We start from the raw sequence: 13680 nt of genomic DNA, 5'->3' as shown, positions 1-13680 counted from the left end.
CGAGGGGCTTGGGGTCCAGCTTGATCAGAGACGACGGACGGGCCCAGGATACTGCGCGACCAGATCGTCGACGGTAGCAAAGTAATGCCTTCCACAATCGATTGAGCAATCAGGATCCGATCGAAGGGGTCCTTGTGGATGGGTGGAAGCCCATCCACCGCAATGGCATGCTCGCCGGTGATTGGCAGCTCATGATAGCCATTGTCTATCAGGGCCCGACGTAAAACACGCGCATCGACTCTGAAGTCGGGGCGCCCCAGACCGCGTTTAAAGGCAATCTCCCAGAGACTTGCGGCGCTGAACGTCAAGTGGTTATCGGCATTCTCGATCTCAGCGAGGGCTGCGGGCGGGAGCTTTTCGGGTTCGCCCACCGCCCAGAGCAGAAGATGGGTATCGAGAAGAAGTTTCATGCATGGCCGCCAAACAGCTTCTCGATTTCGTCATCGGCCATGCGATCAAAATCGTCCGGAACTGAAAACCGCCCGGCCATAAACCCCACCCGGCGCATTTCGCCGGCGGCAGGTGCGTCTATGGCAACGACCTTGACCATCGGCTTGCCGGATTTGGCAATAATGAAGGATTCGCCTTTGGCCGCCCTGTCGACAAGACGACACAGATGCGTCTTGGCCTCGTGGATATTGACGGTGCGCATTGCGGGCCCCATGACTTAGTCCATGCAACTTAGTCTACATGGGGCCCCCGATTATCAAGCGTGTTTCAGTCAGTGAAGGTGATGGATGCCGGATGCGGCTGATCCTTTCGGATCGGCCGCAGGGCACGACTTCAACAAAGACGCGTAATCGATTGTCTGAACTGCATGTTTGTTGGGACTACATCTCACCTGATGTTGGCCGAACCTGTTGGTCCGCCATACGAGGTCGGAGTTCACAGGAGCGATTTTTACCGAGCAAATGCTCTAGGTTACGCTAGGGCACGAAAGCGAAACGTCCGCTTTTAGGGCGCTGCACCACGGCGGCGACGAGCCCGACACTGTACCGAAGGCGATCGACGCGACGGGCGCCAAGGGCCTTACCGGACTCTATGTTCCCTTCACGATTCTCGGTTTAGTCGGTCGGCGGGATTGAGCCGCGCTCTCGAGGGCCAAGGCCAACCGCTTCTCGTCTTCGATGGCGCGATCGACTGCCTCAATTTCCTCTTGGAGCAGCTTCAGCTCGGCTCCGTAGCTGGAGCCGTCGCTGTCCCCGATCTGAAAGCCACTTGCCCGCATTGCGTCGCGAGTATGGTGCACGTTACGGACTCCTTCGCGTCGAGTCGCGACCAAGATTTCCCTAAACTCTCCAAGACGTTCAACGTGATTGCGAGCCATTGCGTTCTCCTATTTCGTCGTCATCGTCGCCGACGGCGATTCAGAACGGCTAAAACTTACGGAGATACTCTCGACAAAGCATGAGTGCGGAAGCTCAAATTTGAATGTCTTGCAATAGCGTGAAGCGCAGCAGGCGGAAATTGGCTTCGACCCGATCGATCTCAGACCAAATGCCAGACACCTTCGGCCGAGCGCGTCTGCGGCTCCCCCAACGGGGCCATCCGCCCATGTAATCAGTAAAAAGTCGAGTGCGAGAATGACCCGGGCCATGGACGTCCCGCCATTCTGGAAAGCGCGTTGAGTAATGCTCCTCGACAAAGAATCATGCTGGCACACTGGCGTCGTAGGTCCGAGGCGAGGCCGGCTAATTCGTGCCGTGTTCGCTGGAGGTATCACTCCTCTCTGAATCCTGCAGTGAGGCGTGGCGAAATCCGAACTCGCCCCGTAGATGCTTGACGTGGGCTTTCACCCCGGCCTGACCCATGGTCGCCGGCCGCTTTATGCCCTTCGGCGGTGGCCCGGCGTGCTCTTGGACACGCTTCCACAGCCGCTCGCGCATCTCCTGGTTCAAGGTGATGAAGGCCGAACCGGCATATTTTCCGGTACCGGGCTTCGCCAGCAAGGCGAATGCCGCCTTGCCCGGCTCGCGCTCGACGCCCAATAGTTCGTATTCCTGGACTGTGAAGCTCTTCGTCTTCAGCCAATTCGTCGTCGGGCCGCTTCGATACGGGCTGTCGGCGCGCTTCGAGACGATGCCCTCAAGGCCCGCTTGGTCGGCAAGATAGGCGGCGGTAAGTGCAATGAGGCTCGCAATCCAAACACCGCGCATCACACGCTCGGGCGGCCTGCGCATTGTAAACACTGAGAACGCGTTGGCTTAAGCGCAAATCCTAGGGAACATGCTAGAACGTGCGGCTTCGCTCAACTTGAGCAAATGTCCCCAACGACATCTAGGACGCGCTGATTTCCGCTTCTTGAAAGCTTGTTATCATGATAATTTTCAGTCTCCTCGCTTAAGAATATATAGACATGTCAGTCAAACCGGCGGGGGATGGGGAGGATAGGATGAAACTGTTATCGCTTGTTGTCGCAGCTACGTTTTCACTTGCTATGTCCGCTTGGGCCGAGGATCTACCAAGTAGCGCGAAGAAAGCATCGATGGAAGAATTTAAGACTTTTGCTAATGGGAAAAAGGTAAATGTAATTATATACGACGCTGGAGCTGCCATAACTGCCAGTCTTGTCTGGAACTGGAAGAAAAAACAGATCATTGGCGAAGCTTTGGTGAACAACAAAACTAAGATAAAGGTCAAAGTTCCCTTGACTTTCGACGGTGACAAGGCCTGTTCACAAGACCAAGGTAAACCAGTTTGTCATCTTATCTACATTGACAACGACAAATTTTACGAGGTGCGCGACGACGGCAAAGTCCACGCGACTTCGACGTTGGTTCAATGAGACGGACCACGTCCGAATGGTTTGGTCGGCGTTTGCACGGACCCGCAAATGCCGGCCCTATTCAGTACGCTTGTCAAGTCTTACGACACCTGCACACTCGCCTCCGACTCGAGAAAACTCACCGCTGCCTTTCGCACCTTGAAGCCTGCCGATGATATGGTTTTGCCTTGGCGCACCATCGTCATCGACGAAACTTAAATAGATGTCGAATGCCCCGTCGGCGGTGATTGTTCCGGCCAAAGGCACCATCGCGGAAATTTCCGTTCCATCGATAAAGATTGTCGTTGACTGTTCAGTGTAATCGCAGGCGGAATTACCTGCGCGCCGCGTCAGTGCCCACGCGCCATCAAAAGCCTTTACCTTGACCGGAGCGCAGACACGTTCTGGGATATTCTTGATTGCGCGCAACACCTCTTTCGTCGGCTCCAGGCTGGCAAGCTTCAATCCCCGCTGCTCGGCAAAGGCTTGAAGAGCTTTCCGACTTCCCGGTCCCCATTTGCCGTCTGCCTGTCCGACAAGGCAGCCGACTCGCGTTAGCTCTGTTTGCGTTGCCTTTGTCAACGCGCGCGGATCAGCCAAAGCTTGCGTCACATCTAAATCAGGATGAGCTTCTGCAACCTCCACGCCCTCGATGGAAATCGAGGGGGCTTTGCCACGATCTGTTGCTGCCTGTTCGATCTCGTCGATCTTCAAGCTGGCTAACGCCGCAAAGGCGCCGCTTGGATACTGTCTGAGATAGGCCTCAAAGAAGCGCTTGTCCGTTTTTTCCTTGATGGTCTCCCAATAGGCGACTTCTACGTCCCCTCCTTTCGCACCCGCCGTGACAGCGGTGTTTCCGGACAACGGTTGCAAAATGACGTCGCCCGTCAGCGAGGAGTTGTCCCATGGCACTTGCTTGCCGTCGGTTGCTTCAAGCACATCCCTACGGACGTTGATGAGGTCGCGGGAGATGTCCTGGCCAGGCGTACCAAGATTCTTCAGCAGCGCAGATGTGAACGGCGAGTTCCTTCCCTCGCCGTCCAGCGCAACGTTCCCGGGCTGCGTTGCAAAGGCTATGAGCGATCCAACGCCCGTGCCTAGCTTTGCCAAGCCCCGACCGACCGACCCTGATCGCGTACCCATCGAGCGCCCAAGGTTCTGTGAGAAAGGACTGTCCCGGCAAGCATCCAAAAATACCAGGTTGACCTTCGTGGTTCGCTCCATGGCCGACAAGACGAGGTCCATGGGCACGGCTTCGAAGTCGAGGTCGTTATATGTGGATAGCCGCGCATCAACGGGAGCCATGTAGTTGGTGCCGTTCACCTGGACGCCATGGCCGGCATAGAAGAGAAGCGCCATGTCGGCACCATCCAGCTTGCCGATGAAATCTCGAACCGTGCCGCGCATCCCGCTCAGATCGAGGTCCTCGCCTGCAACCACCTCAAAGCCCAACGCCTGCAGTTTTGCGGTCATATCCACCGCATCATTTTTTGGATTGGAAAGTGGAACCGCGTATCTATAGGCAGAATTACCGATGACCAGCGCGACGCGCCGTTCTGCCCACGCTTGGGCGCTCAGCGAAACTAGAAGAAGCGCAATGGCGAAGCGAAGCGCCATCATGGCTGTATATCCTTAGTCTCAGCTCATGCAGCGGATTCACCAGTCGATGGACAGGATAAAACCGGAGCAGTCTTGCGAGACTGAGCCCGGTGCTTCGCAGTGTCAAGTCCAGCGGATCTAGCGAAGGGCCCACCGCTAGCCCACAGTTCGTCAGCGGTCTATGCTGTGTAGATTCACGCCGATAGACACCGAAACGAATTGCACGCAGCTTGGCCGTCTTCACGCCGATCGGAATGGTTCAAAAAGGGCGCCTTCTCGCGTCGCTCGGATTCTTTTTCATTCTGGGCGCCTGCATTGCCACATTCTCTCCCTCAGGCGAGAAACTGCTGCGCGACGTCTTGATGACGACCATCTCGCCCTTCGTCGCGCCCCCGACAGACATCGTGATCGTAACGATCACAGAGCAGACATTGGAAAGGTTTCCCTATAGATCGCCGCTGGATAGGGGTGCCTTGGCCGACCTTGTGCAGAGAATCGATAAGGCTCATCCGAGAACAATAGGCATTGACTTGCTTTTCGATCAGCCAACCGAGGCAGAAAAGGATCGGCGCCTAGCTGAGGTTATCGAGGCGGCCGAAAGTCCGGTAATTGTCGCATCTGCATCACACGACGACGACCTTACCGACAAGCAACTGTCGTATCTTAGTCGCTTCGCGCCAAGCGCCATCCGCGGACTGGCCGCCCTGTCTCATGATAGGGTCGACGCGGTTGTGCGGGAAGAATTTCCAGGGCGCGTGGTGAATGGCAACTGGCAACCTAGCTTTGCATCAGCGCTCGCGCAGACCGCCGGCATATCGGCATCGCAAGCTGCGGAGAAGATGGTCTACTATCGGGCTACAGGCATTCATCCGGCACGATGGACAATATATCCGGCACACGCCGCCGCTTTCGCGCCCCCGGCCTGGTTCGCCGGGAAGTTCGTTTTGATCGGCGTCGACCTCCCGCTGCAGGATCGTCATGCAACCCCCTTTGCCGTGCTGAACGGCTCTGTTGCCGGAGCGCTGCCGGGTGTCGTTATTCATGCCAATGCGCTGGCGAGATTGATCAAGGGCGACAAAATCATTACGCCAGGGGCGGTGGCGGCGTTTGGGCCCTTCGTTCTCGCGACGGCGCTCTGCATCTGGGTCGCTTGGCTCCGCATATCAGTGCTGGTGAAACCTATGGTCATCATCGGCGCAGTCGTTTCGGTTTTGATCTTAGAAGCAACCGCGTTTGCCAAGGCCGGGATTCTGTTACCAATGGTCGCGCCGTCGATGCTGCTGCTAGGGCTCTCCGGATTCGTCGCAATTCTGGCATGGCACCGGGACTCGAAAGAAAGGCGTTTCGTCCAGAACGCGTTCTCTCAGTATCTCAGCCCGGCAGTCGTGGCAGAGCTAGTCAGCAAGCCGGCGTCACTGCGCCTCGGCGGATCCGAACGCTTGATAACGTGCGTGTTCACCGACCTTGAGGGGTTCACCAGTTTGGGCGAACGGACGGAACCAGAGGTATTTGCTGCGGTTCTGAATGAATACCTCGATGCGGTTTGTGGTCTCTTCATTGAACATGGAGCCACGATAGACAAACTGATAGGCGATGCAGTCATTGGTTTTTTTGGTGCACCGGGTGTGCAAGAGGACCAAGCCGAAAGGGCCCTAAAACTAACGCTCGCTACCGTCGCGATGTCTCGAAGATTTCGGACAGATGTAAAGTCTAGAGGCCACGACGTTGGCGTCACTCGTATCGGCGTCCATCGAGGACCTGCAGTTGTCGGAAATTTTGGGGGCAATCGATTCTTCAACTACACGGCCATGGGCGATACGGTGAACACCGCTGCCAGGCTCGAAGGCGCGAACAAGTTTCTAGGTACCATGAACTGCATCAGCGAGGAGGTGGCGAACTCTTCCGATGACTACCTGCTTCGGCCATCCGGTGTGTTGTGTCTGAAAGGCAAGACTGAGTGGATCTCAGCCTTCGAGTTGCTGGAGGACGGGCGTATGAATCGCGAGATGGTGGAGGCTTACTCGCAAGCTTATTTGCTGATGTCCGCGCGTGACAAGACTGCCGCTGCTGCCTTTGCATCGCTGGCCATTCAATATCCCAACGATGGCCTCGTTGCTTATCACCTTGGAAGACTGAAGCAGGGTGAGGCTGGCGATAGGATCTATCTTGAAGGCAAGTAAAACAAGCGTATGGTTGAACGTGCGTCATGTATCGGCAACCCAAAATCATTTTCCTACTGGCTGCGGCCATCGCAGCAGTTGGTTCTTGCTCGAGCGCTCTTGCGGCCAGCGAGTATGTCGTTGTCGCTGTCGATCCTCCCGCGGACAGCCCTCAGCTCGGCAAACTGTTCAGACTGGGCGACCTCGTGCATATCGAGGGTGGATCGACTGTCACTTTGATGGGTGACGATGGCTCGGTCACTGCGTTGCCGGGACCTGCGGATGTTGTGGTGACTGACGACGCATCGGGTTCTGGATCAACCTCTAACGGGGCGGCGGGCGCTTCTTCGAGTTTGACTGCGATTTCGGATCTATTGGGGAATGCCGCTGGTCAGCTCCAAACCATAGGTGGGTCTCGTGGCGTTTCCGACACGACGGCCGCCACCTTGGAACCTTGGATGGTGCCGGTCGAAAATCGTCTGACAGGCTGCGTTTATGACCTCAAACTGGAGCTTTGGCGCCCACCGGGGCACAGGGCGGATGTTTCGGTTGCCTATAATGAAGAGTCGCTGGCGACAAGCTTGGTCTGGGACAAGGACACCCCAATTTTGGCAATTCCCGGAAACGTGCCACCGGATCTTCGATCCGTTGAGTTGGTGATCGACGATGAGTCGGTTCGAATGCCTATCGTGCATTTGCCCACCGGCCTCAGCCCGTCGGATCATGTGGGACTGTATGCCTGGATGATAGAAAGCGGTTGTCTTCTTCAGGCATCCGCACTGATCCGGAACTTGGCTCGATAGACCACCAGGGGTGGTCACTTCACGGCGCACTGGAAGCGGAAGAGGCGCGCCTTCGCGTCAACCACCGCCATATCGAGCAACTTCTCGATGGCGCGCTAAGGAAAGCGATCGCCTTGTGCCCAGCGGGTACGCCGACTGAAAGTTTGCGGCGCACGAATTTAACGCTTTCGTTGACGTAGACTTGGACGGTTGCCGAATAGCGGCTGAAGTAGATACCCAGGTGGCAAAACGTCGTGCTCTGTTGCAAGGCTATGCTGGATCAGGTGGTCCGTCCAGAAGAGTTCTTCCTGCAGAACCGGCGATCTCGAGATGCCACCGACCCTCCGCATGCCCCCTCGGAACGCTGGAAGAGGGATGGTGCGTCGCACAAAAATATTGCAATGCACTATAAATGCCGTAACGTCAGTTTCGTAAATGAACGAGACGGCTTTTGTGAAAGGCCGTCCACCGGAAAGGATGGAAACTATGGCCAAGACCGCTGACACCGTTGAAAATACCTCATTCCCCACCTTCGACGCGTCGAAGGCTGCCGACCAGGTCCGCGCTGTCGCCGAAAAGGGCGTCGAGCAGTCGAAAGAAGCCTATGCGAAATTTGCGTCAGGCACCGAGACGACCCAGAAGGCTCTGCAGTCGAGCTTCGAAACCGCCAAGACCGTCGGCAACGAGTTGTCGCTGAAGACAATTGCTGCTCTGCGCGCCAATGCCGAAGCCGGCTTCTCGCACCTCGAAGCCCTGGTTGCCGTGAAGTCGCCGTCCGAGTTCATCGAACTCCAGACTGCCTTCTTGCGCACGCAGCTCGAAAAGACCGTCGAGCAGGCCAAGGAATTTCAGGCCGTGACGACCAAGGCTGCCGAAGATGTATCGAGGCCGATCAAGGATGTCGTTGAAAAGGCGATGAAAGATCTCAAAGTCGCCTAATTGAGTCTAAGCGATCGGAAATAACCGCGAAACAACACCTTCTCCAGCCGGTCTTTTTCCTTTTGGCTGGATGCTCTTTGGTGCCTGCGTTGCCATGGCGGTGCGGGCATGGCTCTCTCGGCTGCGATCATCCGCACAATCTGACGGCGGCGAGCGACGAGCCCGGCCAGGGCCTCGGCTTCGGTGCCGCGCAACGGGCACTTGCCGCTTGCTCGACCCAACGAAGGCAGCGTTACAGCAGCATCGGTGGTGTCGGTCCTGGCCCGCTTGCCGAGCGCATTGGCGTAGGCTGTCACCTGCCCCGGATTGACCACGACAACCGCCAGGCTAGACTAGCACCCTGTCCAAAACGGCAACGGCTAAGCGCGATATCCTGCCCCATTCTTGGCACGTCGAGCCTGCCAGCCATGATCCGTTGACATTCGCCTGCGGCAAATTCAGCTGGGCCTTCGTTGCACGGATGGCGGTGCGATGCGGCCTTTCGTCTGTGAGCGGCTGCGCGGACGCCGTCAAACGGCAGAGACTTCAAATCCATCATGTTGGCTCATTGCCAAAGCACCGCTTCAAGACAACAATGACCTCGACGCCGGCGCGCCAGACGCGCACAAAAAGAGCGTTGGAGGAAATGGAGGAGGAAGCCGCTGGCCAAGTCACGGACGCGCTATGCATGCGGCCTTTCGGTGCTCACGACCGACGAATCTGACGCGGATGCGTTCGCCCGGGCGGTGGCAGCGGAAGCAGCGGCCATTGACGCCGGGTTTGCCCTCCTGTTTTTCTCGCAGAGCCTCATAGAGGCCGTCGCCCTGTCGGAAGCGCTGAAGAGCCACGCGCCGGCGCTCCACTATGCCGGCTGCTCGACGGCCGGTGAGATAACGCCCAAAGGGCTGGAGGAAGGCCAGATCCTGGCTATGCTGCTTCCCTCCGCATCGTTTTCGGCAGCCAGCACCATGGTCGAAAATCTGTCCTCATCGGGCATGGACGGGATTACCGGCGAAGTCGAGGCGCTGAGGCGTTCGTTACACGAGCGCCTCGGGCACGAGCGAGCCGACACCACTTTCGCGCTCTGCTTGATCGACGGCCTGTCTTATGCCGAAGAAGCGGTGACCTCCGCCATCCATTGGGGGCTCGACGACATCCCACTGATCGGCGGGTCGGCTGGCGATGATTTGAAGTTCGAGACAACGCGGCTGATCTCGAACGGCAAAGTGACCTCCGACAGCGCCATCATCGTGCTGATCACCACGGAAATTCCTTTCCACGTGTTCAAGACCGACAATTTCGTTCCCACCGACGAGAAGCTGGTGGTGACGGCATCCGATCCCGACCACCGCATCGTGCGCGAATTCAACGCCACCATTGCCGCCGAGGAATATGCCGCCTCGGTCGGCGTCGTCGCGCAGATGCTGACGCCACTGAGTTTTGCCTCGCACCCGGTGGTGGTGAAAGTCGGCGGCGAATTTTACTGCCGTTCAATCCAGAAGATGCATGCGGACGGCTCGCTGTCGTTCTTCTGCGCCATCGACGATGGTGTCGTGCTTGCCGTCGCCCAGCCTAAGGACATGGTCGAGGCGACCCGCGCCGCTCTCAGCGACGTCAGCAAAAGGCTTGGCGGCATCGACCTGATCCTCGGTTTCGACTGCGTGCTGCGCCGGCTCGACGCGCGCAATCGGCAGGTCTATCGCGAGATTTCGGAACTCTACAAGGTCAACAACGTCCTCGGCTTCGGCACCTATGGCGAACAGTACCGTTCGATGCATCTGAACCAGACCTTCACCGGCATCGCCTTCGGTGAACGCAAGGCGGCCGAAGCGGCGGAGTAGGAAATCCGGGATGCCGCTCAGGAACATCGACGACCTGGAAAGGCTGAAGAAGATCAACGCCGCGCTGATCAGCCGCGTCGAGCGTTCCATGGACCAGCAAGGCAATGCCTTTTCGCTGTTCCAGACCGCCATTTCGCTCGAGAGCCGGGTGCGCAGCCGCACCGAAGAGCTGCATTCGACCTTGCGCCGGCTGGAGCAGTCGAACATCGACTTGAACGCAGCCAAGGAAAACGCCGAGCTGGCGAACCTGTCCAAGACCAGGTTCCTGGCGGCCGCCAGCCATGACGTGCTGCAGCCGCTGAACGCCGCGCATCTGTCGGTCTCGGCGCTTGCCGAAGTACAGACCAGCGAGGAAGGCAGAAAGCTGGTCCGCCAGGTCGAGCGATCGCTGGAGACGATGGAGGACCTGCTCCGCACCTTGCTCGACATTTCCAAGCTCGATGCCGGCGTCGTGCAGCCCGACATCACCGATGTCAGCCTGGAGACGCTGTTTTCGTCTCTGCGCTCGGATTTTCAGCCGGTCGCGGAGATGAAGGGGCTGACGCTAAAGTTCCGGCCGGTCGATGCGCTCGTTCGTTCGGACCGAACCTTGCTGCGCCGCATCCTGCAGAACATCCTGTCCAATGCACTGCGCTATACCCGCTCGGGCGGCGTGTTGGTCGGCACCAGGCATCGCGGCGACACGATCCGCATCGACGTCGCCGATACCGGCTGCGGCATCCCCGACGACCAGCGCGAGGCGGTGTTCGAGGAATTCCATCGCGGCGTGATCCCGACGGATGCCGGGCTTGCCGCCGGCGGGCTGGGGTTGGGGCTGGCCATCGTGCGCCGCATCGCCGCGGCCCTCGGCCATCCCGTCACGTTTTCGTCGAAGGTCGGACATGGCACGATTTTCCATATCGACGTTCCGGTCGGGATCGGCGACACGGCCGATCCAATCGCCAGCACCGTCGACATGGAGCGGCCGCGCGGCTACGGTCTGTTCGGCACAAGGGTGCTGCTGGTCGAGAACGACATCGACGTGCTGCAGGCGATGACCTCCCTGCTCGAGCGCTGGCAATGCCTGGTGCGCCCCGCCACCTCGACCGGTGACGCGCTCGACTTGCTTGGCGATACCGACTGGTTGCCAGATATTGTCATAGCCGACCAGCATCTCGACGGCGGCGACCTCGGCACCACCACAATCGCCGAGGTCCGTGATTATCTCGGTCGCGCCGTGCCGGCGCTCATCGTCACCGCCGACGGCTCGGAAAGTGTCGCCAAGCCCGCCCGCGCCGCCGGCATCGAGCTGATGCGCAAACCGCTGAAACCGGCCCAACTGAGGGCGTTGCTGGCACATCTGCTGGCTTGAACGGTCGTATCTTCCCAGCACACGGGTAACCGTGTTCCAGCCATTACTTGTGCCTAGGCGGTAATTCATATGAAGCAGATTCACTTCTTCGCGCTAAAGGACGATCTTCTTCCCGTATTGGAGGCAGTAGAACGTGAAATTTCGATAAAATACATCCTCATGGTCATTTTTGCCAAGATGGAATTCGACTCTTTTAGCAATAGAATGCAAATTCCAACTCTTGGGCAATCAACCACTGAATCGGCTTCTAGCGGTCGATCATTTCTTGTCACTGGCCACGCTGTGCCCATTGAGGTGAGGCCGATAAAAACACCTTCCGGCATCCGGTATTCGCTAGATCAGCTTAGCAATCCGGACACAGTAACTTTTTCCCCTGGTGGGCGATGTGCTGAAGATGTTGTGATAAATGGCCGCGTGGCAACGGTCTCCGACACGCCGCTCGCTCAGGAGCTAATGAAGACTTTTAATAGAGCATTCAAAGAGCAATTTAGTAAAATTAAAGCATTCTACGTTGGACCCGGGGCCGCCATTTTACTAGACGAGGGAAAGCGGCTAACTGCTGCAGAGCAATCGCCGCGTGAATTTGATCTGACTAGAGAGCCGCGGGTTGCTTAGCTGGTGTCAAGAACGTGAGAGCCGTCGCTAGTCTAGTCCGATTGCGGTGACACGAGTGCGGTCGACTACGGTGACAGTGCGCTTTTTAGCGAGCGCTCTCAAAACCCCGCCGGATCGCGAAACAGCTCGGCATTGTCGAGCTTTGAGACCTCGATCACCGCCTGGGTGCGGCTGTAGACGTTGAGCTTGCGCAGGATTTCGGAGACATGCGCCTTGACGGTGGTCTCGCCGACCTGCAGCTCATAGGCGATCTGCTTGTTGAGCAGGCCCTGGCGCAGCATCTGCAGCACTTTGAGCTGCTGCGGCGTCAGCGTAGCCAGGCGCTGCACCATCTCGGCGCGGTCGGTGCTGTCGGCGTCGCGCGGCCGGCCTTCATAAGTCTCGGGAACATAGATCGCGCCTTCCATCACCGAGCGGATGGCGGCGGCAAGGTCGCTCTTGCGCGCCGATTTCGGGATGAAGCCGGCCGCACCGTAGGACAGCGCCTCGGAAATGATCTTCGGTTCCTCATAGCCGGAGACGATGACCACCGGCAGGCGCGGATAACGCGTCCTGAGCTGCAGCAGCCCGTCAAACCCATGCACGTCGGGCATGCTGAGATCGAGCAGCGCCAGGTCGAACGGCTTGGCATCGGTCAGAAGCTCGAGCGCCTCGGCAATCGAGCGTGCCTCGACCGTGTCGATTTCCGGATAGGCCATCTGCACGGCACTATGCAGCGCCTCGCGAAACAGCGGATGGTCGTCAATGATCAGGAACCTGGCGCGATCGGTCATCAGCTTCATTTCGGTTTGGTCTGGCCTAGAATAGTCCTGCAACCATGGCCAGCTTATTGGCAAATAGTACATTGCCATCTTGGCCGGCTAAAGCAGAATGTGCCCATGATTTCCGCGGCGCCACGCGGCAGATGTGGCTGTTCTGAAATGCAATGCCTTGCCCGGTGGCCCAAATCGGCCGAATGTGCCGGCGACGGATCCATTGAAACAGAGACAGGTCGTGATCGACTTCCGGCTTCGCGTGACAGCCAGTGACCGCCGGCTTTCGCACTGTTGCCGGTCGCCACACGACGCTTCCCCGACGCCCGCCTTGTTCGCGGCCGCACCGATGGTATCGGCTGGTCTGGGGTCGCGCTGGTATACGGGCTGGTTTCCTGGACAAAACGCAGCAAGCTGATGGTGCTGCCGTTCAAGCCCGCTAGGCGCTGGTAAGGAGCACCACCTTGCCGCCATCGCGCTTTGGGCGCGACTTTGCCTGCGATATCCAAGCTAGTCCACGATCTGGGCCGCGCCAAGCCAGAACCAACTGATCGCAGTCGCTGATCTTGAAGCTATACGACCCGGTTGGACCAATTTCAGCGTATTCCCCGTTGAGCCCAACGCCCCCTGAGGCTGACAGCACGTCTGCAATGACTTACGAAGCGTGTCCGTCTACGCGCTCGCCTGCGTTCGTTCCAACGCCTGGGACCGGGCGATTTCGTCCGGCCCCCAAGGATAGTGTCTGATCAGTCGTTAGGCCGGCAACGCGCCGGATCTCTTGGCCGTCCAGGTGGCGATATAGTCCATCAGCCCGGGATTGAGGCAATCATAAGGTTCGAGCCCGATCGACTTCAGCTGTGACCTTATGCCGTCCATGCGGCTCGGATCGACACCGGACT

The 13680-nt window shown here is 58.2% G+C and carries 13 protein-coding genes and 2 pseudogenes; 7 read left to right on the top strand and 8 right to left on the bottom strand.

Translation table 11 applies throughout. The annotated features are described in order from the left end of the window. Positions 1-24: 24 nt before the first annotated feature. The 4 genes and pseudogenes from NKJ20_RS28120 to NKJ20_RS28105 all read right to left on the bottom strand — a co-directional run bounded on the left by NKJ20_RS28120 (position 25) and on the right by NKJ20_RS28105 (position 2156). Positions 25-410: pseudogene (locus NKJ20_RS28120) on the bottom strand (type II toxin-antitoxin system VapC family toxin). Beyond that, complete coding sequence (locus NKJ20_RS28115) at positions 407-652, bottom strand: type II toxin-antitoxin system Phd/YefM family antitoxin (protein WP_352449205.1); 246 nt, start codon at positions 650-652, stop codon at positions 407-409. Before NKJ20_RS28115 ends, NKJ20_RS28120 begins: the two are co-directional and overlap by 4 nt. 387 nt (positions 653-1039) lie before the next feature. Further along, on the bottom strand, positions 1040-1327 hold the full coding sequence (locus NKJ20_RS28110) for a hypothetical protein (RefSeq protein ID WP_352748567.1): 288 nt from the start codon (positions 1325-1327) through the stop codon (positions 1040-1042). A gap of 364 nt (positions 1328-1691) precedes the next feature. Next, a complete protein-coding gene (locus NKJ20_RS28105) occupies positions 1692-2156 on the bottom strand; it encodes a hypothetical protein (RefSeq protein ID WP_245274788.1) in 465 nt (154 codons plus the stop codon). Between the two features lie 236 nt (positions 2157-2392). Here NKJ20_RS28105 and NKJ20_RS28100 point away from each other — a divergent pair, with 236 nt between their 5' ends. After that, positions 2393-2785, top strand: a complete 393-nt coding sequence (locus NKJ20_RS28100) for a hypothetical protein (RefSeq protein ID WP_352748564.1) — start codon at positions 2393-2395, stop codon at positions 2783-2785. A 57-nt stretch (positions 2786-2842) separates the two neighbouring features. Here NKJ20_RS28100 and NKJ20_RS28095 read toward each other — a convergent pair whose 3' ends face one another. Further along, positions 2843-4384, bottom strand: coding sequence for a caspase family protein (locus NKJ20_RS28095; protein WP_051406215.1), 1542 nt, complete (start codon positions 4382-4384; stop codon positions 2843-2845). Positions 4385-4593: 209 nt separating this feature from the next. On the opposite strand from NKJ20_RS28095, the gene NKJ20_RS28090 reads away from it, so the two are divergent. The 3 genes from NKJ20_RS28090 (at position 4594) to NKJ20_RS28080 (ending at position 8243) form a co-directional block, all read left to right on the top strand. Further along, positions 4594-6543, top strand: a complete 1950-nt coding sequence (locus NKJ20_RS28090; RefSeq protein ID WP_156937424.1) for an adenylate/guanylate cyclase domain-containing protein — start codon at positions 4594-4596, stop codon at positions 6541-6543. A 26-nt stretch (positions 6544-6569) separates the two neighbouring features. Beyond that, positions 6570-7325: a hypothetical protein gene (locus tag NKJ20_RS28085; RefSeq protein WP_352748561.1), complete on the top strand. Its 756-nt coding sequence runs from the start codon at positions 6570-6572 to the stop codon at positions 7323-7325. Positions 7326-7781: 456 nt separating this feature from the next. Next, positions 7782-8243: a phasin gene (locus NKJ20_RS28080; RefSeq protein WP_352616184.1), complete on the top strand. Its 462-nt coding sequence runs from the start codon at positions 7782-7784 to the stop codon at positions 8241-8243. On the opposite strand, the gene NKJ20_RS28075 is transcribed toward NKJ20_RS28080, so the two are convergent. Next, complete coding sequence (locus tag NKJ20_RS28075) at positions 8240-8557, bottom strand: hypothetical protein (RefSeq protein ID WP_023679214.1); 318 nt, start codon at positions 8555-8557, stop codon at positions 8240-8242. The two genes, NKJ20_RS28080 and NKJ20_RS28075, sit on opposite strands and share 4 nt — an antisense overlap. 366 nt (positions 8558-8923) lie before the next feature. Between NKJ20_RS28075 and NKJ20_RS28070 the strand changes: the two genes are divergently transcribed. The 3 genes from NKJ20_RS28070 (at position 8924) to NKJ20_RS28060 (ending at position 12029) form a co-directional block, all read left to right on the top strand. Beyond that, positions 8924-10063, top strand: a complete 1140-nt coding sequence (locus NKJ20_RS28070; protein WP_352748558.1) for an FIST N-terminal domain-containing protein — start codon at positions 8924-8926, stop codon at positions 10061-10063. 10 nt (positions 10064-10073) lie between these two features. Beyond that, the gene (locus NKJ20_RS28065) at positions 10074-11414 is read left to right on the top strand and encodes an ATP-binding response regulator (protein ID WP_352748555.1); all 1341 of its coding nucleotides are present in this window, start codon (positions 10074-10076) and stop codon (positions 11412-11414) included. 69 nt (positions 11415-11483) lie between these two features. After that, on the top strand, positions 11484-12029 hold the full coding sequence (locus tag NKJ20_RS28060; RefSeq protein ID WP_352748552.1) for a hypothetical protein: 546 nt from the start codon (positions 11484-11486) through the stop codon (positions 12027-12029). A gap of 98 nt (positions 12030-12127) precedes the next feature. On the opposite strand, the gene NKJ20_RS28055 is transcribed toward NKJ20_RS28060, so the two are convergent. Next, positions 12128-12811 carry a response regulator gene (locus tag NKJ20_RS28055; RefSeq protein WP_352748549.1) on the bottom strand — a complete coding sequence of 228 codons (684 nt, stop codon included), beginning with the start codon at positions 12809-12811 and terminating at the stop codon, positions 12128-12130. A 723-nt stretch (positions 12812-13534) separates the two neighbouring features. Continuing rightward, a pseudogene (locus NKJ20_RS28050) lies at positions 13535-13680 on the bottom strand (S-(hydroxymethyl)glutathione synthase); the annotation flags it as partial.

Origin of the sequence: Mesorhizobium sp. M0185 (genome assembly GCF_040322175.1) — a bacterium.
Classification (GTDB): Bacteria; Pseudomonadota; Alphaproteobacteria; order Rhizobiales; family Rhizobiaceae; genus Mesorhizobium.
This window is presented reverse-complemented; position numbering and strand designations above follow the sequence as displayed.